This window comes from Streptomyces sp. NPDC048584 (assembly GCF_043199595.1).
In the GTDB taxonomy this organism is placed as follows: domain Bacteria; phylum Actinomycetota; class Actinomycetes; order Streptomycetales; family Streptomycetaceae; genus Streptomyces; species Streptomyces edwardsiae.
On record NZ_JBICWF010000006.1, the window covers coordinates 399,574 to 425,773 of the forward strand.

The following is a 26,200-nucleotide window of genomic DNA, read 5'->3' on the forward strand; positions in this document are numbered from 1 at the left end:
TGCGTACGGGCGGGCGGTGCGTGGTCGGGCGGTGCGTGGTCGGGCGGATCAGAACTTGAACCCGCCCAGGAGGCCGGCCAGGCTTTCGCCGCCCGCCTTGATACTGGGTGCGATGGCCGTGCTGGCCAGATAGAAGCCGAACAGCATCGCCACCAGGGCGTGCGACGCCTTCAGCCCGTCCTTGCGGAAGAAGATGAAGACGACGACGCCGAGCAGCGCCACGCATGAGATCGAGACGATCATGTGAGTTCTCCTGGTTTGCGGGGACAGTCACCATGAGTACTTCCAGGATCACAGAATGTATCTATACGATTAAAGGTGCAACTGGGTGGATTCTTGCTATTTCCCCCCGGATGGTCCTGCCGTGATCATTACCTCGGGCGCAGCGGGTCATGTGCCCGGTGAGCCAGTACGCTGGCGATTCACCCGTACGGCTCTGCACCGCTCGCAGACGTACGTCCTGTCCCCGATGCGTGAAGCATGTGCAGTGAGAGGCGGTCCGGCCGATGACTGAAGCCCCCGACCCCGAGGTCGTGGAGCTGGCGACCAAGATCTTCGATCTGGCCCGTCGCGGCCGGACCGAGGAACTCGTGGCCTACGTTGACGCGGGCGTGCCGGCCGACCTCACCAACGACCGGGGCGACTCCCTCGTGATGCTCGCCGCGTACCACGGCCACGCCGAGGCGGTGCGCGCGCTGCTGGAGCGCGGCGCCGACGCCGACCGCGTCAACGACCGCGGTCAGACACCACTCGCGGGGGCGGTCTTCAAGGGCGAGACCGAGGTGATCCGGGCCCTGCTGAAGGGCGGCGCGAACCCGGCCGCGGGCACCCCCTCGGCCGTCGACACGGCCCGGATGTTCGCCCGTACGGAACTGCTCGAGCTGTTCGGCGAGGACTGAGCGACCCACTCCGATCAGCGACGACACGGAAAACGGGGGAGGCGGTACGGGGCCGCCGAAATTTCGGTCGCGGTAGATGTGACCGCCGGGTCATCATGACGACGTGATTCACGGACGCGAGGGCTGGGCAGGTGTTGCCGCACCGCGCGGACCGTGACGCGGCCCGCCTGGGCCACCGACGAGAGGCAGAGAGAGATGGTCTACAGCAAGCAGGAAACGGCGGGCGCCCCGACGTGTTGTCACGCGGCCAGGTAATGCAGGTCCCCGGTTGCGTCGACGCTTGATGTGAGGCTGTTTCCCATGTTCGATCCGGTCATAGCGCCCAGCGGTACGCTGCTCGGCCTGCTCCAGCGGGGCCGCGGCGACGGCACGCTGCACGCGCTCACCGCCCCGCGCTCCGAAGCGCTCGCGGCGCTGAACCACTGTGTGCTGCGCGACCCGCGCCACGACTGGCAGGTGGAGAACCGCTCCCTCTACTACGCCCGCCTCTACCTCGATCTGCACGGCGACCTGGCCGAGATCGAGGCCCACCTCTTCGACCCCGAGGACGTCCTCGACACCGACGAGTCCCGCACCGGACTCGCCCTCGCGGTCCTCGGGCACCTCGCCTCCTACGGCAGGCCGGACGCCCTCGGCCTGTTGCGCAGGTACGCGGCCCACGGCACCAACTGGGCCTGGGCCCTGGACGAGCTGGCCCTCAGGGACGACGACGCGGGGCTGCGGGCCCTCGCCGCCCCGGTCCTCGCGCGGTTCACCACCGACGCCGAGGGCGAGGCGGAACTCGCCGCCACCGTCCGCGACGCCTTCGAACCACGGCCCTGGCGCCTGTGGGCCGACGATCCCCGCGAATCCGTCGCCACGCGCGTGCGGGCCGCCCAGGAGGCCGGGTCCTTCGACCGCTGGCAGCGGCAGATGCGCCCAGGCGGGCCCCGCCCCGGCTGGAGCGTACGGGCGGTCTTCGAATGGGCCCAGGAAGGCGTCGAACGCGGCGCCGCGCTGCATGTCCCGGCCGCCCGATGTCTCGCCGCCGTGGCCGGCCCCGAGGACCGGCCCGAGATCGTCCGGGCCGCCCAGGTCGGCACCGAGGGAGCCCGGTGCACCGCCCTGCGCTATCTCGCCGACGGCGACGATCCCGACGCCCTCGACCTGATCGAGGCTGCCGTGGCCACCGGCACGACGCCCGTGGTCGAGGCCGCCGTCGACGCCTTCGAACGCATGCGCGGTCTCGCCGCCGTCGACCGTGCGCGCGGCTGGGCCCGCCGGCCCGACCCGCTGGGCGCCGCCGCGGGCCGCGTCCTCGCCTGCCGGGGCGGGCTCCAGGACCGCGACCTGGTGCTCGCGGCGCTACGGGAGGCGGTACGGGGCGAGGGTCCCGACGCGCCCACCCTGTGGACCCTCGTCGACGGCGCCGGACGCCTCGGCATCACCTGCGCGGCCCCCGTGCTGCGCCACATCTACCGCGAGACGGCCTCCTCCCATCTGCGGGGCCGCGCCGCGCGGGCCCTCGCCGCGACCGACCCCTCCTACGGCACCGGCTTCGCCGTCGAGTGCCTGTGGGACTGCGAGGAGACCACCCGCGAGATCGCCGCCCGGCACGCCGAGACCGGCGACACCCGGGTCGTCGAACGGCTGCGCAGGCTCGCCGCGGACCCGGCCGAGGAGGCCGAGGTGCAGACCGCCGTACGCAGCCGCATAGGCCCCGGGGGAACCGCCGTGTGACCCCCTCCCGCCCGCGCGGTGTGAACGCCGGGTGACCCGCGGGTCAGGTGCGCGTGGATGCCGCCTGACCTGCACGGGTGAGGGAGGCAACGCTCACGGGGCGTCCCCCGTGAGGAAAGATCCACGTTGGCGTGGCCACGTCCGGCGCGGCGACAACACGGGTATGCGTGTCGTCATCGTCACCGAGTCCTTTCCCCCCGATGTGAACGGCGTGGCCCACTGCGCGCTCCAGACCGCCCGGCACCTCGCCGCGCGCGGCCACAGCCCCCTCGCCGTCGCCCCGCAGGTCGCGGGCGCCGACCCCGGCGACGGGGCGCCCTGGCCCGTCGTCCGCGTCCCCAGGTCCGCGTCGCCCTCCCGAGCCGGCGCCTGGCCGCCGCGATCGCCGAGCACCGGGCCGACGTTGTCCATCTCGCCAGCCCCTTCGTCCTCGGCGTACGCGGTATGGCGGCCGCCACCCGCCTGGGCCTGCCCGCCGTCGCCGTCTACCAGACCGACCTCGCCGGATACGCCCGTACGTACATGGGTGCCGGCGAGGCGGCCGCCTGGCGGCGCATCCGCTCCGTGCAAACCGCCGCCGACCTCACCCTGGCCCCGTGGCGCCGCCCTGCGCGACCTCGAGGCACACGGCGTGCCCCGGGTCCGGCTGTGGCCGCGCGGTGTGGACACCGTCCGCTTCCGGCCGGACCCAGCCGGGCCCGCCACGTCCCGGATGTCGAAGGTGCGGCGCAGGGTGTCGTTGACGCCGGCGCCTGCGATGGCTGGCCACGGCCGGCACCGGCTGGGCGGCCCGCCGCTGCACCGACCTCCTGCCCCAGCTGCTCTCCCTGGCCGCCGAGGAGATCCGCCACCACGCACGCGGCACGACCGTCCGTCTCGACCTGCGCACCACCACCGCCGTCTCGGCGGCCCTGGCCGCCCTGTCGACCGGGGAGCGGAGCCCCGGGGCCGCGTGAGTCCGCGCGCGGGCCCCGGCCGGTCCTGGGGGAGGGCACGCCCGGGATGTCACCTGCCGCCCGCGCGGGCTCCGCGTCGTACGGCGATGAAGCGGACCGGGGTGCCCGGAGGCGACTGGGCGGCGGCCGGGAGGTCGGCGGGGTGGACGACCGCGATCACCGGGTAGCCCCCGGTGGTCGGATGGTCGGCCAGGAAGACCACCGGCGTCCCGTCGGGCGGGACCTGGACCGCGCCCAGCACCATGCCCTCACTGGGGAGTTCGTCGTGCCGGGCGCGTGACAGGGCGGGCCCGGTCGTCCGCAGTCCGATGCGGTTGCTCGCCGGGGACACGTGGTACGCGCGGGACGTGAACAGCCGTAGCGCTTCCGGGGTGAACCAGTCGTCGCGCGGGCCCGGCGTCACCCGCAGCACGAGCTCGCCGGGCGGCGCCGGCTGCGGCGCGGCGTCCACCCGCGCGAGGCGCTCCCCGGGCGTGCCCAGGGGGAGTACGGCACCGTCCGTGAGGGGCGCCGGGCCGAGACCGGAGAGCAGGTCCGTGGAGCGGCTCCCGAGCACCGGTTCGACGGCGATCCCGCCGGAGACGGCCACGTAGGCCCGAACACCGCGGACCGCCGCCCCGACGTCCAGCACGGAACCGGCGCGCACGCGGACCGGCGCGCCCCAGGCGGCCGGGCGGCCGTCCACGGCGACCGGACAGGGCGCCCCGGTGACCGCCACGGTGACGGTCGAACGAGGCCGCAGCGAGCAGCCGCTCAGGGTCGTCTCCAGGACGGCCGCGTCCGGCGGGTTGCCGGCCAGCCGGTTGGCGAGCGCCGCCGCCGGCCCGTCCAGCGCCCCGGAACGCGGCACCCCCAGATGGGCGTGGCCCGGACGGCCCCGGTCCTGCACCGTGGTCAGGGCCCCCGCGCGGACGACGGCGAGCGCACGGTCCGTCATACCGCGGCCACCGGGACGAAGCGCACCCGCGTGCCGGGGGAGAGCAGCGCCGCCGGCACGCGCGCGTGGTCCCACAGCACGGCGTCGGTCGTACCGATCAGCTGCCAGCCGCCCGGCGAGGACCGCGGGTACACGCCCGTGTAGCGCCCCGCCAGCGCCACGGACCCGGCCGGGACGGCGGTGCGCGGAGTGGACCGGCGGGGCACGTCGTAGCGTTCCGGCAGACCGGTGAGGTAGCCGAAGCCGGGCGCGAACCCGCAGAAGGCGACACGGAATCCGGTACCCGCGTGGATCCGGGCCACCTCCCGCGCGCGGACACCCCAGTGCGCGGCGACGTCGGCGAGGTCCGGGCCGTCGTAGCGCACCGGGATCTCGACCGTCCCGCCCGCGCGCGCAGGCACCGGCGGCAGCTCGCGCGAGGTCAGCTCGGCGGCCAGCCGGGCGGGATCGGTGAGGCCGTCGAGCAGCACCGTGCGCGCCGCCGGGACGATCTCGCCGACCGGCAACGACCCCTCCGCGCGGCGCCGCAGCAGCTCCGCGTGGAGCCGCTGCGCCTCGTCGCCCGAGGAGACCTCGACGAGGAGCGCGTCCTCGCCGACGGGCAGCGCCCTCATACGAAGGCCTCCACCCGGACCCCGGACGCCTCCAGGGCGGCCCGCACACGCCGCGCCAGGTCCACCGCGCCCGGTGTGTCCCCGTGCAGGCACAGGGAGCGCGCCCGCACCTCGATACGCCGCCCCGACCGTGCGTCGACCTCCCCGCGGCGGGCCAGGTCCACCGAGCGCGCCACGACGGACTCCGCGTCGGTGACCACGGCGCCCTCCTGACGGCGCGGCACCAACGTGCCCTCGTCGGTGTACGCCCGGTCGGCGAACGCCTCCGCGACCACCGGCAGCCCCGCCTTCCCGGCCAGTTCCAGCAGCCGCGAGCCGGGCAGGCCGAGCACCGGCAGCGTGGCGTCCGCCAGCAGCACCCCGTCGACGACCGCGCCGGCCTGTTCCTCGTCGCGCACCACCCGGTTGTACAGCGCCCCGTGCGGTTTCACGTACGCCACGCGGGCGCCCGCCGCGCGCGCGAAGACCTCCAGGGCGCCGATCTGGTAGGCGACCTCGGCCGTCAGTTCGGCGGGCGGCACGTCCATCGCGCGCCGCCCGAACCCCGCCAGGTCCCGGTAGGAGACCTGGGCGCCGATCCGCACCCCGCGCGCGGCGGCGAGCTCGCACACCCGGCGCATGGTGACCGCGTCCCCGGCGTGGAAACCGCACGCCACGTTGGCACTGGTGACCACGGACAGCAGCCGCTCGTCGTCGGTGAGCCGCCAGCGGCCGAAACCCTCGCCGAGGTCGGCGTTCAGATCGATCGACGTCATGAGTCCTTCGTCTCTCCCGTTCTCGTACGGCAAGGCCGGTCAGGCCACGCGGAACTGCTCGTCGCGGGCGTCGCCGAGGAACATCTGTCCCGGCGCGTGCGTGAGGGCGAACGGCGGACGCGAGGCCATCACCGCGGCCTGCGGGGTCACTCCGCAGGCCCAGAACACCGGGATGTCGTCCGGCTCGAACTCCACCGGGTCGCCGAAGTCCGGACGGCCGAGGTCGTCGATGCCCAGCCCCGAAGGATCGCCGCAGTGCACGGGCCCGCCGTGCACCGCCGGCAGCAGACTGCTCTCCCGGATCGCCGCCGACAGATGCCGCGGCGGCACCGGCCGCATGGACACCACCATCGGCCCGCTCAGCCGCCCCGCCGGACGGCACTGCCAACTCGTCACATACATGGGAACGTTCCGGCCCTGCTCGATGTGCCGGACCGGTACGCCCGCCGCCGTCAGCGCCGACTCGAAGGTGAAACTGCAGCCGATCAGGAACGACACCAGATCATCGCGCCAGTGCGCACGCACATCGGTCGGCTCGTCCACCAGCTCACCGTTCTCCCACACGCGGTAGCGCGGCAGATCGGTGCGCAGATCCGCGTCGGGGGCGAGGACGGTGGCCGTCGACCCGGCGTCGGTGACGTCCAGGACCGGGCAGGGTTTGGGATTGCGCTGGCAGAACAGCAGCATGTCGTACGCCCAGTCGGCGGGCACCGAGATCAGATTGGCCTGGGTGTACCCCGTGGCGACACCGGCCGTGGGGCCCGCCAGCCCCTCCCGGAAGCGGGCGCGCGCGGTGCGCGGGCTCCATGTGTGTGCGTGCGCGTCGACGAGGGCCACGGGACGGTCGTCCACGGTGGTCGGCGTGCGGTCGTCGGTGGGGGTCACTCCAGTTCCTTTCCGCGTGTCTCCGGCAGCCCCAGCAGCGCCAGGGCCGCGAGGCCGTAACCGATCGCGCCGAAGACCAGCGCCCCGCCCACGCCCCAGCTGTCGGCCAGGAAGCCGACCGTCGTGGGGAAGACGGCGCCCACGGCGCGTCCGGTGTTGTACGTGAAGCCCTGTCCCGTACCGCGCACCGCCGTCGGATACAGCTCGCTCAGATAGGAGCCGAAGCCGCTGAAGATCGCCGACATGCAGAACCCGAGCGGGAAACCGAGCACGAGGATCGCGGTGTTGGCGCCGCTCGGGATGTTCGTGTACGCCAGCACGCAGATCGCGGACAGCAGCGCGAACAGCCAGATGTTGCGCCGGCGGCCCAGCCGGTCGGTGAGGTAACCGCCGGTCAGATAGCCGATGAAGGCACCCGAGATCAGGAACGTCAGATAGCCGCCGGTGCCGACCACCGACAGGTCGCGCTCCGTCTTCAGATACGTCGGTACCCAGGTGGCGAGGGTGTAGTAGCCGCCTTGGACGCCGGTGGAGAGCAGCACGGCGAAGAGCGTGGTGCGCAGCAGTCCCGGCGATCCGGGGCGGCTCCGCCGGAAGATCGTCGCGAAGGAGCCCTTCCGGGCGTCCGTCTCCCGCGCGGCGGCCGCCTCCGGCGCGTCCTGCACACTGCGGCGCACCCAGACCACGAGCAGCGCGGGCAGGGCACCGGTCCAGAACATCACGCGCCAGGCGAGGTCGTCGCCCGCCAGTGAGAAGACGACCGTGTACACGATCACGGCCAGGGCCCAGCCGACGGCCCACGAGCTCTGGACCGCCCCGAGGGTGCGGCCCCGGTGCCTGGCGCTCGCGTACTCGGCGACCAGGATCGCGCCGACGGCCCACTCGCCGCCGAAGCCGAGACCCTGCAGCGCGCGGAACACCAGCAGCGTCTCGTAGTTGGGCGCGAAGCCGCAGGCGACGGTGAACACCGCGTAGGTGATCACGGTCAGCAGCAGTGCCTTCACCCGGCCGATACGGTCCGCCAGCACTCCGGCGAGAGCACCGCCGACCGCGGAGACGACCAGGGTGACGGTGGTGAGCAGTCCGGTCTGGCCGCTGTTCAGACCGAAGTACGCCGACAGCGCGACCATCGTCAGCGGCAGGGTGAAGTAGTCGTACGAGTCCAGGGCATAGCCGCCGAACGCGCCGCCGAAGGCGCGCCGGCCGCGCGGCCCCAGGGCGCGCAGCCAGCCGAACGCCCCGTCGTCCAGGACGGGTTCGGACGCCGTGCCGGGTGGGGTACCGGTCGCGGTCCGCTGTGATCGGGTCGTGCTCATGGGCACCTCGCAGAGGGGGGACGGAGGGTGCGGGCAGAACTGAGCCGTGCGCAGCAAGGTAGAGGATCGTTGAACGATCCTTCAATACCCATGTTGTCTCGTACTTCTGTGTGCGATTGAATTCCGGGCATGACGGAGCAGCTGAGCGGACTGGCCGGCGACCGCGCCCTGTTGGGCCGTACCAGTACCGCCGAGCGGGTCGCGGACATCCTCAGGACCCGGATCGCCGAGGGCTACTTCCCGCCGGGGACACGGCTGTCGGAGGACAGCATCGGCGGTGCGCTCGGCGTCTCCCGCAACACCCTGCGCGAGGCGTTCCGGCTGCTCACGCACGAACGGCTGCTCGTCCACGAACTGAACCGGGGAGTGTTCGTCCGGGTGCTGACCGTCGAGGACGTCGAGGACATCTACCGCACCCGCCGGCTCGTCGAGTGCGCCGTCGTACGCGGACTCGGCGAGCCGCCCTACGCGCTCGACGCGCTCGCCGAAGTGGTGGAGCAGGGGCGCTCGGCCGCCCGCGAAGGTGACTGGAAAGAGGTGGGTACGGCCAATATCCACTTCCACCGGGAACTGGTGGCCCTCGCCGCGAGCGAGCGCACGGACGAGCTGATGCGCAGCGTCTTCGCCGAACTGCGGCTCGCCTTCCACGTGGTGGACGAACCCCGGCGGCTGCACGAACCGTACATCGCCCGGAATGCCGGCATCCTCCAGGCGCTGCGGGACGGTGACCGCGACCGGGCCGAGGCCTTGCTGGCGGACTACCTCGAGGTGTCGCTGGAACGGGTCGTCGAGGTGTACCGGCGGCGGGTCGGCGAGGACGGCCAGGACGGCTGAGTACGGGGTGTGACGATCGTCGCGCCGGGGCGCAACCCGGTCGTTTGGGTTGTTGTCAGACCGAGGACCTAGTCTGTGCACCGTGACTTCGCCTGCACCGACGGACAGCGTTCCGCCCCAGCTCAGCGCGGGGCCGCGGCCCGCGCCGGGCCCGGCCGCCGACGAAGGGCTGGCGCGGCGGCTGCGCGCGCTCGCATGCACCGCCCCGCTGCACGACCTCGACGCCCGCAAGGCCAACCTCGCCGGTGAGTACTCGGTGTACGGCATGGCGGAGATCGCCCTCGCCGGCATCGACCTCGTCACCCTGAACATGGACTTCGACACGGGTGCGGACCACGACCAGATAGTCGCCCGGCTCATCCCGCGCATCGCCGCCCAGGCCCCGCGCCGCCCCGCCGCGGAGCACGAGCGGGTGGCCCGCTGGGTCCTGGAGAATTTGATCAACGTCGGCAGCGTCGACCGGGGCTTCCGCGCGGTGTACGGCGTCTTCGGGGCGGACGGCACCTATGTGCGCCGCGACTACGACTTCAAGCTGATCGAAGAGGTCCCCGGCCCCGGTGGCACGGTGTACCTGCGCACCACCGACGAGGCGGTCAACGTCCTGGTCGGCGCCCTGGACACCGACGTCACCAGCGCGCAGATCGCCGCCGAGGTCAAGCTGGAGGTGCTGATCAGCCGGGGCAGGCTCGCCGACGCCCAGCTCGCCGCCGAACAGGCCCGCTACCGGACCGTGCAGTACTCCGAGACCCTCCGCCGCGCCCTGGACGCCACCCGGCGCAACGTCCGCGCGGTGGACTGGCTGACCGCCGTACCCGACATGATCACCGAGGCCCTCGACCATGTGGCGGACCGCTACCGCCACGAGAACGCGATCCTCACCAACATCCGCAAGGCCCGCGACGAGACCGAGGACCCCGAGCACAAGCGCCGGGCGGCCGAGCTGGTCGACATCGTCAAGGACTGCATCAGGCGCCACACCCAGCTGCAGTCCCGGCTGCTGGAGGCCGGCCCGCTGTTCCGCGCCGAACAGGACCGGCAGGCCTTCGCCACGCCCACGTCCGTCTCGGGCACCGACCTCTACGGCCATCTGCTGGCGCCGCTGCTGCCGCTGCCCGTGGAGCGGGCGGCCCGGGTCACCGACGCCTTCTTCGCCCACGGCACCGGACTGCGCACCCCGGTCTCCGTCCGGGTCGCCGACCTGGTCGAGATCCTGCTGACCCCGCCCGTGGAGCGGGAGCACCTCGGCGCCGAGATGCCCGAACCCGACCTGATCGCCACGCCCGACGACAGCCGCTTCAGCGAGGAACAGCTGGCGGCCGCCACCGAGCTGCTGGACCTCCCGGCCGACGCGCCGCGCCGGCTCTCCGGCCTCCTCGCCGACGCCCGCCTGCGGGACCCCGAACTGCCCTACCTGGTAGCCCTGCTGGCCGTCCACGCCGCCAGCCCTCCGGTCGGCACCGCCTACCGCCAGGGCGAACGGAGGCTGCTGTTCGCCGTGGACGACGGCACCGAACTCCACGACCCGGAGTTCGGCGGCGCCGACCTCATCGTCGGCACGGCCCTGCTCGACGCGGCCGGCATGGCCGCGGACCGCACGGAGGCGGCATGACGCGGAACGCCGACCGTACCGACGTATCCCACGACGAGGAGTCCCGACCGTGACCGAGCACGTCGAGTGGAGCGAGCCGGAGGCCGCGGCCGCACCGGCGAGCACCGCCGTCACACCCGCCGACGCCGCCGACGCGGCACGGCTCGTCGCCTTCGGCCTCCAGCCCAGGCTCCAGCCCGCCCGCGACCAGGAGTACGCGGACCTGCTGCGCCGCTACCGCGAGGACCCGCCGTTCGCACGGCTCGCCGACGCCGTGGCCACCGGCCTCGGACTGATCGTGCTGGAGGTGTCCCCGCGCGCGGGTATGGCCGTCACCGCCGCCGAGGACTCCGTCTTCGCCGTCCGCATGGGCGACTACGCGCGCCGCACCTCCGCCGACGGCAGCGACCGCTTCCTGCACGGACTCGCCCACCTCGCCGTCGCCGCCATGGCCTTCCCGCGCCCCGAGGACCTCGCCGACGACGGCTACATCGGACGTGTCACGGTCAACGGAGTCGACGCCTTCGTCCGCCAGGCCTGCCACCGCCTGGAGGAGCGGGCCGCCGAGCAGGGCGAGAACACCGACCCGGCCAGCGAGGCCCCCGGCCTGGAGGCCGCCTGGCGGATCTGGGCCAGACGCAGCGCCACCGGCGCCACCAAGGACGCCCGCCGGCTCGCCGGTTCCACCACCGGCATCATCGCCAAGGCCGTCGGCTTCCTCACCGACTCCGGCTTCCTGCAGCGCACCGGTGATGACAACGGCGGCACGTACCGCACCACGGCCCGCTACCAGCTCCAGGTCCGCGACATGGCCGGCGGCGCCGCCATGGCCGAACTGCTCGAACTCGGCGTCGTCCCGGTCACCGACGGCACCCCCACCCTGCTGCCGCCGCAGGACGCCGACGACCTCGAACTGGTCGCCGACGCCGGCCTGCCCTTCCACTCCGCCTGAACCCCCTCACGAAGCCTCACGAGAGTCCGCCATGTACGAGCTGTCCCGGGTCCGCCTCTACTCCATCGGGCCGGCCGGTGCACGCTACGCCGACACCGTGCTCGACCTGCGCGGTGTCGGCGGGCCGGTGCCCGACCCCGCCCCGACGCAGGCGGAGTTCTTCCAGGAGGAGCCCGTCGGACCGCCGCGCCGGCCCGCCCCCGCCGGGGTGCTCTTCCTGGAGAACGGCGGCGGCAAGTCGGTCCTGCTCAAGCTGATCTTCTCCGTGATGCTCCCGGGCCACCGCAACACCCTCGGCGGCGCGAGCTCCGGAGTGCTGCGCAAGTTCCTGCTCGCCGACGACTGCGGCCATGTGGCGCTCGAATGGCAGCACGTGCTGACCGGCGAGTGCGTCGTCGTCGGCAAGGCCAGTGAATGGCGGGGCCGCCAGGTCTCCAACGACCCGAGGAAGTTCGCCGAGGCCTGGTACTCCTTCCGGCCCGGCCCCGGTCTCAGCCTGGACAGTCTCCCCGTCGCCGAGTCCACGGCCGTACGGCCGCCCGTCGAGGGCCAGTCGGGCGCGCGGGGACGGCGCCGCACCATGAAGGGCTTCCGCGACGCCCTCGCCGAGGCCGGCAAGAACTACCCGCACCTGGAGGTGCACTGGGAGGAGATCCACGAGCGCTGGACCGAACACCTCGGCGACCTGGGACTCGACCCCGAACTCTTCCGCTACCAGCGGGAGATGAACGCCGACGAGGGCGAGGCCGCCGGCCTCTTCGCGGTCAAGAAGGACTCCGACTTCACCGACCTGCTGCTGCGCGCCGTCACCGACACCCGCGACACCGACGGACTCGCCGACCTGGTCGGCGGCTTCGGCAACAAGCTCGGACGGCGCGCCGAACTGATCGCCGAACGCGACTTCACCGCCGGATCCGCCGACCTGCTCGGCCGCATCGTCGAGGCCGCCGACGCCCGCGCCCGCGCCCGGGAGATCCACACCACCGCCGAACGCCGCACCCGCACCCTGGCCCGCCGACTCTCCGCGCGCGGCGCCCGGGAACGCGTCCGCTCCGCAGACCTCGCACAGCGGGTGACCGCCGCCGCGTACGCCGTCACCCACGCCGAGTCCGCGCGCGGGCACAGCGCGCTGATCTCCGCCGAACTCGCCTACCGGCACGCCTCCCTGGCGCTCGCCGCCGCCGAGAAGTCCGCCGCCGCGCAGAAACGCGAACTCGCCGACGCGCGCACGCTGTACTCGGCCTGGCAGGCCGCCGAGGCCGTACTGCGCCATCGTGCCGCCGCCGACCGGGTGGCCCGCGTCTCCGCCGCGATCCAGGAGGCCGAGCGGGACGCGGCACCCGCGCTGGCCGCCCGTGCCAAGGCCGCCGTCGACCTGGTCCGCGCCCTGCACACGGCCGCGCAGAACGCCGAGAACCTCGCCAACGAGCAGGAGGAGCGCTCCGCCGGCCTCCAGGAGGTCAGCGACGGCGCCCACCGGGACTCCACCGCCGCAGCCACCGCGGCCCAGCGGGCCCGCAGCGAGATCGGGCACCTCCGCCAGCGGCTCACCGAGGTCGAACAGGAGATCGCCGAGGCGGTACGGGCGGGCTGGCTCGACGACAGCGCCCCCGACGCCGACCCGGCCAGGGCCGCCCTCGCGGCCAGCGACGCGGAGAAGACGGCCGTCGCCGCATGGGACACCGCCCGCGACGCGGCCCGCCGGGCCACCGAGCACGCACGGGAGGCGGCCGGCGCCGAGAGCCGCGCGGAACTCACCGCGGCCCGCGCGGCGGACGCGGCCACGGCGGCCGATCGCGCCCACGAGAGCGAGCGCCGCACCGCCGAGGTCCTCGCCGCCGAGGAGCGGCCGGCCGAACTGCTCGGCCTGACGGGGGCTTCCGGCGGGCGGCGGGCCGCCGTGCCGGGGCAGCGCACGGACACGGACCACGCGGGAGGCGACACCGACACCGGGCCCACCCCGGGTGAAGGCGGTCTGACCGTCGAGGAACTCGACCGGTTCGCCGACGACCTGAGGGAACTGCTCGACGACGCCGTCACCTCCGCCGAACGGCAGCTCTTCGACCTGCGCACCGCAGCCGCCGACGACGCCCGCATCCTCGGCGCCCTCGGCGACGGCGGGCTGCTGCCGCCCGGTCCTGACGTGCTGGCGACGGTCGAGTTCCTCGGCGAGCACGGCATCCCGGCCCTTCCGGGCTGGCGCTATCTCGCCCAGGCCGTCGACCCCGCCGACCACGCCCGCGTGCTCGCCGCCCGCCCCGAACTGGTCGACGGCGTCATCATCACCGACCCCGACTCCCACCTCCGCGCCCGTGAGGCGCTGAGCGACGCCGCCCTGCTGCCCCGGTCCGCCGTCGCGGTCGGCACCGCCGCCGCCCTCCTCGCCCCCACCCCCGCGCCGGGCTCCGACACCGGGGACGTCTTCCTCGTACCACCGAACCCGGCCATGCACGACGAACACGCCGCCGACGAGGAACGGCAGTCACTGCGCGCCCGGGCCACCGAGCGGGACGAGGACATCCGCGCACTCGCCGCCCGGCTCGGCAAGGACCGGGAGCTCGCCGCCCGGCTCGCCTCCTGGCGCACCGGCTGCCCCGCCGGACGGCTCACGGAACTGGCCGCCGCGGCCCACGAGGCCCGGGCGTTCGCCGAGGAGTCCGAGGCCGAACTGGCCGATGCGCGCACCGTGCGGGTGGAGGCCGAGGAAGCCGCCGCCGAGGCCGTCGCCGTCCGTGACGAGCGGCAGGAATCCGCCCAGCGGGCCCGGCGCGCGGCCGACGCCCTCGCCGGACTCGCCTTCCGGCTGCGTGAACGGGCCGGCTGGCAGGCCAAGCTGCGCGAACTCGCCGACGACGCGACCGAGGCGGAAGCCCGTGCCCAGAGCTGTCTGGAACGGGCGCGCGCCGCCGACGAGGACCGGCGTGGCGCCCAGCGTGCCGCCGACGACGCCCGCCGCACCGCCCGCGCGTTGCGCGCCGAGCGCTCCGAGATCGCCGGCGCCCCCGACGAGGTGCCCGACGACGGCACCGGAGCTTCCCAGTCCTCCCTGCCCGCCCTGCGTGAGGCCTACCGCGCCGCCTCCCAGGTCTACGAGAAGGTCGGCGTCGGCGCGGACCTGCGCGCCGAACAGGCCCGCGCGGAGAGCGACGAGAGCGCCGCCCGCACCGAACTGGACCGGCTCAGCAACAAGGTACGCACCCGCGCCGAACAGCTGCTCCAGTCGCCCGACGGCTCCGACGGGCCCAGCCGGCAGGCCGCCGCCGCCCGAGCCGAGGAGCTGGTGCAGCTTCTGGAGACCCGCATGTCCAGCGCCAGCGAGCAGCTCGGACGACTGCGCGGCGAGGCCGAACGGCTGGCACCCGAGGACGGCGAGGCGCATACCGGACTCCCCGGGGAGCTGGTGCCGCGTGACGCCGAACACGCACAGGCCCTCCTGCGCACCGCCACCACCGAACTCGCCTCCCACAGCGGCGCCCTGGACCAGGCCCGGGAGGCCCACGCCGAACTCCTCGACGCCCACCGCGCCGCCGAGGACGCGGCCGGCGGCTTCGACGAGATCGCCGCCATGCTCCGCGACCTGCTGCGCGAACACGCCGGTGACGAGGAGCAGGAGGAGCCCGAGCCCTACCCCGGCGGCCTGGACGACGCGCGGCAGTCCGCCGCCGAGTCCCGCCGCTCGCTGCGCGGCTGCGCCGCCGACCTGTCCGCCGCCGAAGCCGCCGTGCGCGAGGCGAGCGACATCCTCGTCCGGCACGCCAACTCCACGCGCTACGAGCAGGTCCGCACCCCCGCACGCCAGCAGATCCGCGAACTGCCCGCCTCCGCGCTGCCCGAGCACGCCCAGAAGTGGGCGGACGCCTTCGCGCCCCGGCTGCGCGTCCTCACCGACGAGCTGGAGCAGCTGGAGCGCAACCGCGACTCGATCGTGGACCGGCTGCGAGGTCTGGTCGAGTCGGCGCTCGCCACCCTCCGCTCGGCCCAGCGGCTGTCCCGGCTGCCGGAGGGCCTCGGCGAGTGGTCCGGGCAGGAGTTCCTGCGCATCCGCTTCGAGGAACCCGACCAGGCCACCCTCACCGTACGGCTCGGAGAGGTCGTCGACGAGGCGACCCGGGCGGCCGTCAGGAAGAACTCCGACCTGCGGCGCGACGGCATGTCCCTGCTGCTGCGCGGCGTCGCCGCCGCCCTCCAGCCCAAGGGCATCGCCGTCGAGATCCTCAAGCCCGACGCGGTACTGCGCGCCGAACGCGTCCCCGTCGGCCAGATGGGCGACGTCTTCTCCGGCGGCCAGCTGCTCACCGCCGCCATCGCCCTGTACTGCACCATGGCCGCCCTGCGCTCCAACGACCGTGGCCGGGACAAGCACCGCCACGCCGGCACCCTGTTCCTCGACAACCCCATCGGCCGCGCCAACGCCACCTACCTCCTGGAGCTCCAGCGCGCGGTCTCCGACGCGCTCGGCGTCCAGCTGCTGTACACCACCGGCCTGTTCGACACCACGGCACTCGCCGAGTTCCCGCTGGTCATCCGGCTGCGCAACGACGCCGACCTGCGGGCCGGGCTGAAGTACATCAGTGTGGAGGAGCACCTGCGGCCGGGGCTTCCCCAGCAGGACCCGGGCGAGGAGGCGCACAGCGAGATCACGGCGACCCGCATGTTCAAGCGGCCTGCGCCGGCGAGCGGCTGATCCAGCCGATCCGGAGTCACCTGACACGGACTCAGAAGCCGTAGCCCATGCGCCGGGACAGCTCGGCCGCCGCGGTCGCCGTCCGGCCGCCCAGCTCGGGCAGCCGGTCCGCGCGCAGCCGGTACACCGGTCCCGAGACACTGATCGCCGCCATCACCGAGCCGTCGTGCGCCCGGACCGGCGCCGCGACGGCCGCGAGGCCCAGCTCCAGCTCCTCGAGCGTGGCGCCGTACCCCCGCTCGATCACCGCCGCCAGCTCACCGCGCAGCTCCGGAGCCCCGGTGATCGTCCGCTCCGTGAACCGGCGCAGCGGGCGGGCGAGATGGCTCTCCCGGACGGCGGGCGGCAGATGGGCCAGGAACACCTTGCCGCCGGCCGTGGCGTGCAGCGGGGTGCGTCTGCCGAGCCAGTTCTGCGCGGTGACCGCCGCCGTGCCCCGGGCCTGCATGATGTTGACGGCGGCGTCGTCGTCCAGCACCGCGATGTTCACCGTCTCACCCAGCTCGTCGGCGAGCTCCCGGCAGACCGGGACGCCTTCCTGTGAGATGTCGAGCCGTACGGCCGCCGCCCCCGCGAGGCGCAGCACACCGGCCCCCAGGTGATACTTCCCGCGGTCCTTCGTCTGAGCCACGAGACCGCGGTTCTCCAGGACACCGAGCAGCCGGAACGCCGTCGACTTGTGCACACCCAGCTCGCCCGCGATCTCCGTGACACCCGCTTCGCCGCGCCGGCCCAGGATCTCCAGCACGCTCACGGCACGGTCCACCGACCGCACGGCGCTCGTCGTGCCCGTCCCGTTCCCCCGGGGCTGTCTCCGCTCACCGGCCATGGCTGGGCTCTCACCGTCCGTCGGTATCCGTTGCGCGGGGCGCCCACTGTCGCGCCGTACGCAACCTCAGCGTACCGAGCGGCCGAAGCCCGGTGAGCGGGCCGCCTCAGGAGTGCGACAACTGCCCGGCTCCGCCGCGCCGGCGTATTCGAGCCTGTGCCCGATCGGCCGCCCGCTGCCGGCGGCGGGCCCGGCGCCGCTCGCGCCGCAAGGTCCTCGCGGTGCTGCTGGGCGCGGACACCACACCGTTGCGCTGATTCCAGACCTGGCGGGTCACCCAGACGTCCAGGACTCCCCATGTCGCCAGGATCGTACTGACCACACTGCTGATGACCATGGGGAACGCCAGCCACGACTCGGCGAGGGTGCACAGAAAGGCCACCATGGCCTGAATCAGTGTCACCGCGATGAGGAGCACCGCCCGTACGGCCGCCGTCCGCACCGGGTCCGGCATCCGGCGCCGCCGCGCCGGCTCCTCGACCCACAGGGGCCGGTAGGCGGCCCGTCCGCCCGAGCCGCCGGCGCCCCGCGCGGTCTCCGGCGCCGCGCTGCCGCCGCGGCCCCCGCGCTCCTCGGCGTGCGGCCGCGCGGTCACCTGCGCCGCCGCGCTCTCCGCGGGCGCCTCGCGCCGCTCCGCCGTGCCCATCGACATGTCACTCCCCACCGCCAGCAGGCCGCCACCCGGGCTCGAAGACCCGGTTCTCCTGTGGTTGCCCCGCATACGCCCGTCTACGCCGCCCGGGTGCGGGACACGGCTCCTGTGGCCGATTCCGCCCCCATTTCCCACAGAGAAGGACGAACGGCACGTCGTGAAGATTCCCGGGCGGGAAAGAAATCGGCCAACCGTCCCCGCAGGCCCCGGAGATCGTCCCGGGGGACGCACGCCGGAATCCGGTGGACAATCTCCCGCAATGACCGGACAACTCACCATCTCCCGCCCCTGCGGCGGAACTACAGCTTCCGGGCGGCTCTTCGAGTTCCCCCCGGGGCGGTAGTAGGCTCGCGCCGTTTGTTGACGCACATGTGTACCCCCGGCCGGTCGGGGGCCGAGCTGGGGGAGGCCATGCGCTTTCGCGGGAAGTCCATCCGCCGGAAGATCGTGGCGCTGCTCCTCGTGCCGCTGTTGTCCCTGACGACGATCTGGGCCTTCACCACAGTGCTCACGGGCCGCGAGGCCAGCCATCTGTTCGACGTGTCGTCGGTGATGGAGGAGGTCGGCTACCCCGTCGAGGACACCGTCCGCCTCCTCCAGCAGGAGCGCAGGCAGACCCTCGTCCATCTCGCCGACCCCCGCGACTCCGAGGGACTCGCCGCACTGCGGCGCAGCCGCACCGCCACCGACGACGCCGTCGCCGACGTCCGCCGAAGCGCGGACAACACCGATGTGCGCGAGGCCATGCACGGGGACACCGGCGAGCTGAGCGCCGTACTGGACTCCTTCGAAGGCATCGAGTCCCTGCGCCGCAGTGTCGAGGACGGCACCGTCGACCGCTCCCAGGCCCTCGACCTCTACAACCGGCTGATCGACCCGTGTTACGTCCTGCTGGCCAATCTGCATGTGGTCGACGACGTCGAACTTGACAAGCAGTACCGCGCCCTGGTCAATCTCGCCCGCGCCCGCGAACTGCTCTCCCGCGAGGACGCCCTGCTCGGCTCCGCCCTGATCGTCGGCGAACTGTCCCGTGCCGAAGTCCGCGACATCTCCGACCTCATGGCCCAGCGCACCCTGATGTACGACGCCGGTCTGCCACAGCTGCCCGCCGCCGAACGCGACCGCTACGAGACCTTCTGGAAGAACGGCGCGTCCGCCCCGCTGCGCGTCGGCGAGGAGGCAGCCGTCTCCTCCGGCACCGGAGAACCGCGCGGGATCACGGCCAAGAGCTGGGACATCGCCGCCGGCAAGGTGCTCTCCGAACTCGGCACCCTCAACGACCAGGCCGCCGACCGCTATCAGGACCGCGTCCGTCCCGTCGCCATGGGCGTCATCACCCAGGCCGTCATCGCCGGCGCCCTCGGACTGATCGCCCTCCTGGTCTCCCTCGTCCTCTCCGTACGCGTGGGCCGCGGGCTCATCCGCGACCTCCGCCAGTTGCGCCTGGAGGCCCACGAGGCGTCCGGTGTACGGCTGCCCAGCGTGATGCGCCGTCTCTCGGCGGGCGAACACGTCGACGTGGAGACCGAGGCACCGCGCCTGGAGTACGACAAGAACGAGATGGGCGAGGTCGGCCAGGCCCTCAACACCCTCCAGCGCGCCGCCGTGGAGGCGGCCGTCAAACAGGCCGAACTGCGCGCCGGCGTCTCCGAGGTGTTCGTCAACCTCGCCCGCCGCAGCCAGGTCCTGCTGCACAAGCAGCTCACCCTGCTGGACACCATGGAACGCCGGACCGAGGACACCGAGGAACTCGCCGACCTGTTCCGGCTGGACCACCTCACCACCCGTATGCGCCGGCACGCCGAGGGCCTGGTGATCCTCTCCGGTGCCGCGCCCTCCCGGCAGTGGCGCAAGCCCGTCCAGCTCATGGACGTCGTACGCGCCTCCGTCGCCGAGGTCGAGGACTACGAGCGCATCGAGGTCCGCCGGCTGCCGAGAGTCGCCGTCACCGGACCGGCCGTCGCCGACCTCACCCACCTCGTCGCCGAACTGCTGGAGAACGCCACGGTGTTCTCCCCGCCGCACACCGCCGTCCAGGTCCTCGGCGAACGCGTGGCCAACGGCTTCACTCTGGAGATCCACGACCGGGGGCTCGGCATGGCGGCCGACGCACTCCTGGACGCCAACCTCAGACTCGCCGAAACCCCCGAGTTCGAGCTCTCCGACACCGACCGGCTCGGACTGTTCGTGGTCAGCCGTCTCGCCCAGCGCCAGAACGTCCGCGTCTCCCTGCAGCCCTCCCCGTACGGCGGCACCACCGCGGTGGTCTTCATCCCCGACGCGCTGCTCACGGACGACGTCCCGGACACCAACGGCGTCGGCTTCCGCCTCGACCGCCCCCAGCGCACCGCGGACCGCGAACCGGAGGAGAGCCGACGCGTCGCGCTCTCCCAGGTGCCCGTACAACTGCCCCGGCTCCCCGCCTCGGTACTGGACGGACCGGTCGAACTGGAAGCCCCCGTCGGCCTGGACGCACTCGACCGCTTCCCCGGCGCGCTCGGGGACGAGGACAGCGAGCACGGCGGCCTCTTCCGGCACCGCCGCTCCCTCACAGGTCCCAAGGACGAACGGTCCGGCCGCGAGCACCATCAGCAGACCCCCGACCCGCGTGAGGACACGGAACAGGACGGCGGCGACCGGAACGCCCCGGTCCCGCTGGCCCGCAGGAGGGCGCCCAAGCTCGTCACCTCCCACGGGCGGCCGGTCCGCGAGACGCGCCCCCGCGCGGAGCGGACGGACGGGGAGGACACGAACACCTCGCCGGCCCGGCCCGAGCTCGAAGGAGTACCGCCGCTGCCCGCCCGGCGCGGTGAGGACTCCGCGCAACGCCGGAGTCCAGGCAGTCCCGGCTCCCGGACGCCGCCCCCGCTCCCCGCCCGCCGCCGCACCGACCGCCCCTCCTCCGACAACGAGCGGGAACAGCCGGACACGGACTCCCTGCCTCCCCTGCCCGCCCGCCGCCGGAGCCCCGACCCCTCCCGGCCCAGGACCGGCCCCGGAGACCGGAGCACCCCTCCGGCACCCTCCGGCCCCGTACGAGAGGACCGGCCGGAGACCCCGGCCGGCCCTCCCCAGCACGCCGGCCGCCCGGCCGCCGAGGCGAGCGGCACCGACGACTCCTCCTCGGAGGCGGGCCGCACCGGCTTCGACGCCGCACCACTCGGCTCGCTGCCCAGACGCGTTCGGCAGGCCAGCCTCGCCCCGCAGCTCAAGCAGAGCGCCGAACGGCGGAACGAGGGCAGCTCCCGGCCCGTTGAACGGGATGCGGACGAAGTCCGCAGCCGCATGGCCTCGCTCCAGCGCGGCTGGCAGCGCGGCCGCGAGGAGAACGCCGCCGGCGACGAAGCCGACAGCGGCACAGCACCACGACGAACGAACAAGGGGGACGGTCGATGACCGCACCGAGGGCCACCGGCCACAGCACACCCGACAAGGGGGAGCTGAACTGGCTCCTCGACGACCTGGTGGACCGCGTCGCCAGCATCCGCAAGGCGATCGTGCTCTCCGGCGACGGTCTGCCCACCGGCGCGTCGAAGGACCTCACCCGCGAGGACAGCGAGCATCTGGCCGCCGTCGCCTCCGGCTTCCACAGCCTCGCCAAGGGCGTGGGCCGCCACTTCGAGGCCGGCGACGTCCGCCAGACCGTCGTCGAACTCGACGAGGCGTTCCTCTTCGTCACCGCCGCGGGTGACGGCAGCTGCCTCGCCGTCCTCGCGGACGCCGACTCGGACGTCGGACAGGTCGCCTACGAGATGACCCTCCTCGTGAAGCGGGTCGGTGCGCATCTGGGCGCCGATCCACGCACCGATCTGTCCTCGGGCGGGTAGTGGGATGACATGAGTGCCGACGGTCAGGGTAGAAGCCACTGGTTCGACGACGAGGCCGGACCGGTCGTCCGTCCGTACGCCATGACGCGGGGCCGCACCACCAGTGCGGCCCAGCACCGCCTCGACCTGATCGCGGTCGTCGTCACGGAACCGCACGCGGACGATCCGGAGACCGACCCCACGCTCTCCCCGGAGCACGTGGACATCGTCGGACTGTGCCGTGACACCCCGCAGACGGTCGCCGAGCTCTCCGCCGAACTCGATCTGCCCATCGGGGTGGTCCGGGTCCTTGTCGGCGACCTCGTGGACTTCGAATTCGTCCATGTGAACCGGCCGGTACCCCCGGCGGAGCTGCCGGACGAGAGTATTCTGCGCGACGTGATCAACGGCCTCCGGGCGCTGTGACCGGCGCGGAAGCGGGATACTGACGTGACAGGCTGGCAGTTCTGGGTCGACCGAGGCGGCACCTTCACCGACATCGTCGCAAGGCGCCCCGACGGCCGGCTGCTCACGCACAAGGTGCTGTCCGACAACCCGGACCCGGAACACCCCGGGAGCCGGGGGGCACCCGGCGCCGACGCGGCCGTCGTGGGCGTCCGCGCGCTGCTCGCCGGATCCGGCGACCCCGTCGACGCCGTACGCATGGGGACCACCGTCGCCACCAACGCCCTCCTCGAGCGCAAGGGCGAACGGACCCTCCTGGTCATCACGCGCGGCTTTCGCGACGCGCTCCGCATCGCCTACCAGAACCGCCCCCACATCTTCGCCCGCCGCATCGACCTGCCCGAACTGCTGCACGAACGCGTCGTCGAGGTGGACGAACGCGTCGCCGCCGACGGCACCGTCCTGCGCGCCCCCGACCTGGACGCTCTCACCGGACCGCTGCGCGAGGCGTACGACGACGGCATCCGGGCCGTCGCCGTCGTCTGTATGCACAGCCATCTCCACCCGGCCCACGAACGGGCCGTCGGAGACCTCGCCGCCCGCGTGGGCTTCCCCCAGATCTCGCTGTCCAGCGAGGTCAGCCCCCTGATGAAGCTCGTCCCGCGCGGCGACACCGCCGTCGTCGACGCCTACCTCTCGCCCGTGCTGCGCCGCTACGTCCGACATGTCGCCGACGAACTCGACGGCGTACGGCTGCTGTTCATGCAGTCCAACGGCGGCCTCACCGAGGCGGGGCGGTTCCGCGGCAAGGACGCCATCCTGTCCGGCCCGGCCGGCGGCATCGTCGGCATGGCCCGGATGTCGCAGCTCGCCGGCCACGACCGGGTGATCGGTTTCGACATGGGCGGCACCTCCACCGACGTCTCGCACTTCGCGGGCGAGTACGAACGCGTCTTCACCACACGGATCGCCGGAGTCCGGCTGCGCGCCCCCATGCTGGACATCCACACCGTCGCCGCCGGGGGCGGCTCGGTCCTCCACTTCGACGGCTCCCGCTACCGTGTGGGACCGGACTCCGCCGGCGCCGCACCCGGCCCCGCCTGCTACCGGCGCGGCGGCCCGCTCGCCGTCACCGACGCCAACGTCATGCTCGGCCGGATCCAGCCCGCCCACTTCCCCGCCGTGTTCGGACCCGACGGGGACCAGCCGCTCGACGACGGGCTCGTCCGCGAACGCTTCACCGCCCTCGCCCACGAGATCCGCGACCGGACCGGCGACGACCGCACCCCCGAACAGGTCGCCGAGGGCTACCTGCGGATCGCCGTCGCCGACATCGCGGGCGCCGTGAAGCGGATCTCCGTACAGAAGGGCCACGACGTCACCCGGTACGCCCTCACCACCTTCGGCGGGGCGGGCGGACAGCACGCGTGCATGGTCGCCGACTCCCTCGGCATCCGCACCGTCCTCGTCCCGCCCATGGCGGGTGTCCTGTCCGCGCTCGGCATCGGCCTGGCCGACACCACGGCCATGCGGGAACAGTCCGTCGAAGCCCTCCTGGAACCCGCCTCCATGCCCGGCGTCCACACGACCGCCGCCGGCCTGGAGGCGGCCGCCCGCGCGGAACTCCTCGCCGAGGACGTCCCCGAGGACCGGATCGAGGTCACCCACCGCGCCCAGCTCCGCTACGACGGAACCGACACCACCCTCACCGTCGAGCTGACCGACCCCGCCACGATGCGGCGCACCTTCGAAGAACGTCATCGCGCCACGTACTCCTTCACGCTCGACCGTCCGATCGTCGTCGAAGCCCTCTCCGTCGAAGCCACCGGCCTCACCGAACCCCCCGATCTCTCCGTCCTCGCTCCCTACGAAGGCATCCCGCCGCACCGCACCGTCGCCCCCCGGACCGTCCGGCTCCACACCGGCGGCACCTGGCGCGACGCACCCCTCCACCGCCGCGAGGACCTTCCCCCCGGCGAGACCGTCACCGGCCCGGCGATCATCACCGAGTCCGGAGCGACGACCGTCGTCGACGACGGCTGGCGGGCCGCGACGACCGACGACGGGCATCTGGTCATGGAACGCGTCGCGATTACACAGAGTTCCCGAACGGTCACAGAAGTCGACCCGGTGTTGCTCGAGGTGTTCAACAACCTCTTCATGTCCATCGCCGAACAGATGGGCGCCCGCCTCGAGTCCACCGCCCAGTCCGTCAACATCAAGGAGCGGCTGGACTTCTCCTGCGCGCTCTTCGACCCCGACGGAAACCTGGTGGCCAACGCCCCCCACATCCCCGTCCACCTGGGATCCATGGGCACCAGCGTCAAAGAGGTCATCCGGCGGCGCGGCCCCGCCATGCGCCCCGGCGACACCTACGCCGTCAACGACCCGTACCACGGCGGCACCCACCTGCCCGACGTCACCGTCATCACCCCGGTCTTCGCGCCCGAGCCCGCCGACGGCACGGAGAGTGACCGGACGGTCCTCTTCTACGTGGCTTCCCGTGGCCACCACGCCGAGATCGGCGGCATCGCCCCGGGCTCCATGCCCGCCGGCAGCCGCACCATCGACGAGGAGGGCGTCCTCTTCGACAACTGGCTGCTCACCGAGAACGGCCGTTTCCGCGAGGACGAGACCCTCCGCCTCCTCACCGAAGCGCCCCACCCCTCACGCAACCCGCAGACCAATCTCGCCGACCTGCGCGCCCAGATCGCCGCCAACCACAAGGGTGTCGACGAGGTCGGCCGCATGATCGAGTACTTCGGCCTCGACGTCGTTCAGGCCTATATGAAGCACGTCCAGGACAACGCCGAGGAGGCGGTCCGCCGCGTCGTCGACGCCCTCGACGAGGGCGACTACGCCTACGAGACCGACTCCGGCGCCGTCATCCGCGTCCGCGTGCGTGTGGACCGCGCCGACCGCCGCGCCACCATCGACTTCACCGGCACCTCGGCGCAGCTGCCCAGCAACTTCAACGCCCCCTTCGCGGTGGTCAACGCGGCCGTCCTGTACGTCTTCCGCACCCTGGTCGGCGACGACATCCCGCTCAACGACGGCTGCCTGCGTCCACTGGACATCATCGTGCCGCCCGGCTCCATGCTGGCGCCCGAGCCGCCGGCCGCCGTCGTCGCGGGCAATGTGGAGACCTCCCAGGCCATCACCGGCGCCCTCTACGCGGCCCTCGGCGTCCAGGCGGAGGGCTCCGGCACCATGAACAACGTCACCTTCGGCAACGCCCGCCACCAGTACTACGAGACCGTCGCCTCCGGTTCCGGCGCCGGGGACGGTTTCCCCGGCGCGTCCGTCGTACAGACCCACATGACCAACTCCCGGCTCACCGACCCCGAGATCCTGGAGTGGCGACTGCCCGTCCGCCTGGAGGAGTTCGCGGTACGACGCGGCAGCGGCGGCGCCGGACGGTGGCGCGGCGGCGACGGCGCCGTGCGCCGCATCCGCTTCCTGGAACCCATGACCGTTTCCACGCTGTCCCAGCACCGCAGGGTGCCCCCGTACGGCATGGCCGACGGCACACCGGGCGCCCTCGGCGCCCACCGGATCGAACGCGCGGACGGCACGGTCACCCGGCTCGCCGGAAGCGACTCGGCGGACGTCGGCCCCGACGACGTACTCGTCATCGAAACCCCCGGCGGCGGGGGATACGGCCCGCCGCCCGACCCCCATCAAGCAGGAGAAGAGATCGATGATCTTCGGGCGTTCTGAGCGCGGCAAACCCCCGGTCGAGCCCGTCACGCTCAAGATCCTGGTGGCCGGCGGCTTCGGCGTGGGCAAGACCACGCTCGTCGGCGCGGTCAGCGAGATCAGGCCGCTGCGCACCGAGGAACTCCTCACCGAGGCCGGACGCCCGGTCGACGACACCTCCGGTGTGGAAGCGAAGAACACCACCACCGTGGCCATGGACTTCGGCCGCATCACGCTCCGCGAGGACCTGGTGCTGTACCTCTTCGGCACACCCGGCCAGGAGCGGTTCTGGTTCATGTGGGACGAGCTGTCCGAGGGCGCCCTCGGAGCAGTCGTCCTCGCCGACACCCGCCGGTTGGAGGACTGCTTCGCGGCCATCGACTACTTCGAGCGGCGCGCCATCCCGTTCCTCGTCGGCGTCAACTGCTTCGAGGGAGCCGCCCGATACCCGGCCGATGACGTCCGCCGGGCCCTCGACCTCGACGACCACGTGCCGCTGCTGATGACCGACGCGCGGGACCGCGAGTCGGTCAAGGAGACCCTCATCGGCGTCGTCCAGCACGCCATGACCCAGGCCGCGCAGCGCCGCCAGACGGTCGGCACCTGAGACGGCGCCAGGCCCGCGGCCCATGCTCCGCCGACCGGAGCACGGGCCGCGGCGCGGGCAACG

Annotated in this window: 19 protein-coding genes and 2 pseudogenes; 13 read left to right on the plus strand and 8 right to left on the minus strand. The window is 73.2% G+C overall.

The genetic code is table 11. The annotated features are described in order from the left end of the window. Positions 1–48 precede the first annotated feature (48 nt). Entirely contained in the window at positions 49–243 is a 195-nt protein-coding gene (locus ACGFR9_RS16780) for a hypothetical protein (RefSeq protein WP_393208453.1), read from the minus strand. Positions 244–506: 263 nt separating this feature from the next. Between ACGFR9_RS16780 and ACGFR9_RS16785 the strand changes: the two genes are divergently transcribed. The 4 genes and pseudogenes from ACGFR9_RS16785 to ACGFR9_RS16800 form a co-directional block, all read left to right on the plus strand. Further along, a complete protein-coding gene (locus ACGFR9_RS16785; RefSeq protein ID WP_030221444.1) occupies positions 507–899 on the plus strand; it encodes an ankyrin repeat domain-containing protein in 393 nt (130 codons plus the stop codon). Between the two features lie 300 nt (positions 900–1,199). Then, positions 1,200–2,618, plus strand: coding sequence for a HEAT repeat domain-containing protein (locus tag ACGFR9_RS16790; protein WP_393208456.1), 1,419 nt, complete (start codon positions 1,200–1,202; stop codon positions 2,616–2,618). 126 nt (positions 2,619–2,744) lie between these two features. Continuing rightward, positions 2,745–3,155: pseudogene (locus tag ACGFR9_RS16795) on the plus strand (hypothetical protein); the annotation flags it as partial. Positions 3,156–3,370: 215 nt separating this feature from the next. Beyond that, positions 3,371–3,574: pseudogene (locus tag ACGFR9_RS16800) on the plus strand (SGNH/GDSL hydrolase family protein); the annotation flags it as partial. Between the two features lie 49 nt (positions 3,575–3,623). On the opposite strand, the gene ACGFR9_RS16805 reads toward ACGFR9_RS16800, so the two are convergent. The 5 genes from ACGFR9_RS16805 to ACGFR9_RS16825 are packed head-to-tail and all read right to left on the minus strand — an operon-like array spanning position 3,624 to position 8,081. Beyond that, positions 3,624–4,511 carry a biotin-dependent carboxyltransferase family protein gene (locus ACGFR9_RS16805; protein ID WP_393208459.1) on the minus strand — a complete coding sequence of 296 codons (888 nt, stop codon included), beginning with the start codon at positions 4,509–4,511 and terminating at the stop codon, positions 3,624–3,626. Then, the gene (locus tag ACGFR9_RS16810) at positions 4,508–5,125 is read right to left on the minus strand and encodes an allophanate hydrolase subunit 1 (protein WP_393208465.1); all 618 of its coding nucleotides are present in this window, start codon (positions 5,123–5,125) and stop codon (positions 4,508–4,510) included. The genes ACGFR9_RS16805 and ACGFR9_RS16810 overlap by 4 nt, the downstream gene beginning before the upstream one ends. Beyond that, entirely contained in the window at positions 5,122–5,880 is a 759-nt protein-coding gene (locus ACGFR9_RS16815) for a LamB/YcsF family protein (RefSeq protein ID WP_393208468.1), read from the minus strand. The genes ACGFR9_RS16810 and ACGFR9_RS16815 overlap by 4 nt, the downstream gene beginning before the upstream one ends. 39 nt (positions 5,881–5,919) lie before the next feature. Further along, positions 5,920–6,765 carry a putative hydro-lyase gene (locus tag ACGFR9_RS16820; protein WP_393208471.1) on the minus strand — a complete coding sequence of 282 codons (846 nt, stop codon included), beginning with the start codon at positions 6,763–6,765 and terminating at the stop codon, positions 5,920–5,922. Next, positions 6,762–8,081 (minus strand): MFS transporter, encoded by a 1,320-nt coding sequence (locus ACGFR9_RS16825; protein ID WP_393208474.1) that lies wholly within the window; start codon positions 8,079–8,081, stop codon positions 6,762–6,764. The genes ACGFR9_RS16820 and ACGFR9_RS16825 overlap by 4 nt, the downstream gene beginning before the upstream one ends. Before the next feature lie 129 nt (positions 8,082–8,210). Between ACGFR9_RS16825 and ACGFR9_RS16830 the strand changes: the two genes are divergently transcribed. The 4 genes from ACGFR9_RS16830 (at position 8,211) to ACGFR9_RS16845 (ending at position 16,139) form a co-directional block, all read left to right on the plus strand. After that, positions 8,211–8,915 carry a GntR family transcriptional regulator gene (locus ACGFR9_RS16830; RefSeq protein ID WP_393208477.1) on the plus strand — a complete coding sequence of 235 codons (705 nt, stop codon included), beginning with the start codon at positions 8,211–8,213 and terminating at the stop codon, positions 8,913–8,915. An 82-nt stretch (positions 8,916–8,997) separates the two neighbouring features. Next, on the plus strand, positions 8,998–10,524 hold the full coding sequence (locus ACGFR9_RS16835) for a hypothetical protein (RefSeq protein ID WP_393208480.1): 1,527 nt from the start codon (positions 8,998–9,000) through the stop codon (positions 10,522–10,524). Positions 10,525–10,573: 49 nt separating this feature from the next. Continuing rightward, positions 10,574–11,455 carry a hypothetical protein gene (locus ACGFR9_RS16840; RefSeq protein ID WP_393208483.1) on the plus strand — a complete coding sequence of 294 codons (882 nt, stop codon included), beginning with the start codon at positions 10,574–10,576 and terminating at the stop codon, positions 11,453–11,455. 31 nt (positions 11,456–11,486) lie between these two features. After that, a complete protein-coding gene (locus ACGFR9_RS16845; protein ID WP_393208485.1) occupies positions 11,487–16,139 on the plus strand; it encodes a hypothetical protein in 4,653 nt (1,550 codons plus the stop codon). A 31-nt stretch (positions 16,140–16,170) separates the two neighbouring features. Here ACGFR9_RS16845 and ACGFR9_RS16850 read toward each other — a convergent pair whose 3' ends face one another. Next, positions 16,171–16,968, minus strand: a complete 798-nt coding sequence (locus ACGFR9_RS16850; protein ID WP_393208487.1) for an IclR family transcriptional regulator — start codon at positions 16,966–16,968, stop codon at positions 16,171–16,173. Between the two features lie 106 nt (positions 16,969–17,074). After that, complete coding sequence (locus ACGFR9_RS16855) at positions 17,075–17,620, minus strand: hypothetical protein (protein WP_393208490.1); 546 nt, start codon at positions 17,618–17,620, stop codon at positions 17,075–17,077. A gap of 411 nt (positions 17,621–18,031) precedes the next feature. Here ACGFR9_RS16855 and ACGFR9_RS16860 point away from each other — a divergent pair, with 411 nt between their 5' ends. Genes ACGFR9_RS16860 through ACGFR9_RS16880 form a run of 5 tightly spaced genes read left to right on the plus strand, consistent with a single transcriptional unit; the run spans position 18,032 to position 26,137 of the window. Next, on the plus strand, positions 18,032–21,016 hold the full coding sequence (locus tag ACGFR9_RS16860; protein ID WP_393208493.1) for a nitrate- and nitrite sensing domain-containing protein: 2,985 nt from the start codon (positions 18,032–18,034) through the stop codon (positions 21,014–21,016). Then, complete coding sequence (locus tag ACGFR9_RS16865; RefSeq protein ID WP_030221412.1) at positions 21,013–21,447, plus strand: roadblock/LC7 domain-containing protein; 435 nt, start codon at positions 21,013–21,015, stop codon at positions 21,445–21,447. The genes ACGFR9_RS16860 and ACGFR9_RS16865 overlap by 4 nt, the downstream gene beginning before the upstream one ends. A 9-nt stretch (positions 21,448–21,456) precedes the next feature. Further along, positions 21,457–21,852, plus strand: a complete 396-nt coding sequence (locus ACGFR9_RS16870; protein WP_030221409.1) for a DUF742 domain-containing protein — start codon at positions 21,457–21,459, stop codon at positions 21,850–21,852. A 24-nt stretch (positions 21,853–21,876) separates the two neighbouring features. Continuing rightward, positions 21,877–25,551, plus strand: a complete 3,675-nt coding sequence (locus ACGFR9_RS16875; RefSeq protein ID WP_393208498.1) for a hydantoinase B/oxoprolinase family protein — start codon at positions 21,877–21,879, stop codon at positions 25,549–25,551. Further along, on the plus strand, positions 25,532–26,137 hold the full coding sequence (locus ACGFR9_RS16880) for an ATP/GTP-binding protein (RefSeq protein ID WP_393208501.1): 606 nt from the start codon (positions 25,532–25,534) through the stop codon (positions 26,135–26,137). Before ACGFR9_RS16875 ends, ACGFR9_RS16880 begins: the two co-directional genes overlap by 20 nt. Positions 26,138–26,200 lie beyond the last annotated feature (63 nt).

Bases quoted from the DNA above. Each gene is read 5' to 3' on its own strand.
- ACGFR9_RS16780 (WP_393208453.1), bottom strand. From the start codon at position 243: ATGATCGTCTCGATCTCATGCGTGGCGCTGCTCGGCGTCGTCGTCTTC.
- ACGFR9_RS16785 (WP_030221444.1), top strand. From the start codon at position 507: ATGACTGAAGCCCCCGACCCCGAGGTCGTGGAGCTGGCGACCAAGATC.
- ACGFR9_RS16790 (WP_393208456.1), top strand. From the start codon at position 1,200: ATGTTCGATCCGGTCATAGCGCCCAGCGGTACGCTGCTCGGCCTGCTC.
- ACGFR9_RS16805 (WP_393208459.1), bottom strand. From the start codon at position 4,511: ATGACGGACCGTGCGCTCGCCGTCGTCCGCGCGGGGGCCCTGACCACG.
- ACGFR9_RS16810 (WP_393208465.1), bottom strand. From the start codon at position 5,125: ATGAGGGCGCTGCCCGTCGGCGAGGACGCGCTCCTCGTCGAGGTCTCC.
- ACGFR9_RS16815 (WP_393208468.1), bottom strand. From the start codon at position 5,880: ATGACGTCGATCGATCTGAACGCCGACCTCGGCGAGGGTTTCGGCCGC.
- ACGFR9_RS16825 (WP_393208474.1), bottom strand. From the start codon at position 8,081: ATGAGCACGACCCGATCACAGCGGACCGCGACCGGTACCCCACCCGGC.
- ACGFR9_RS16830 (WP_393208477.1), top strand. From the start codon at position 8,211: ATGACGGAGCAGCTGAGCGGACTGGCCGGCGACCGCGCCCTGTTGGGC.
- ACGFR9_RS16845 (WP_393208485.1), top strand. From the start codon at position 11,487: ATGTACGAGCTGTCCCGGGTCCGCCTCTACTCCATCGGGCCGGCCGGT.
- ACGFR9_RS16850 (WP_393208487.1), bottom strand. From the start codon at position 16,968: ATGGCCGGTGAGCGGAGACAGCCCCGGGGGAACGGGACGGGCACGACG.
- ACGFR9_RS16855 (WP_393208490.1), bottom strand. From the start codon at position 17,620: ATGTCGATGGGCACGGCGGAGCGGCGCGAGGCGCCCGCGGAGAGCGCG.
- ACGFR9_RS16860 (WP_393208493.1), top strand. From the start codon at position 18,032: ATGCGCTTTCGCGGGAAGTCCATCCGCCGGAAGATCGTGGCGCTGCTC.
- ACGFR9_RS16865 (WP_030221412.1), top strand. From the start codon at position 21,013: ATGACCGCACCGAGGGCCACCGGCCACAGCACACCCGACAAGGGGGAG.
- ACGFR9_RS16870 (WP_030221409.1), top strand. From the start codon at position 21,457: ATGAGTGCCGACGGTCAGGGTAGAAGCCACTGGTTCGACGACGAGGCC.
- ACGFR9_RS16880 (WP_393208501.1), top strand. From the start codon at position 25,532: ATGATCTTCGGGCGTTCTGAGCGCGGCAAACCCCCGGTCGAGCCCGTC.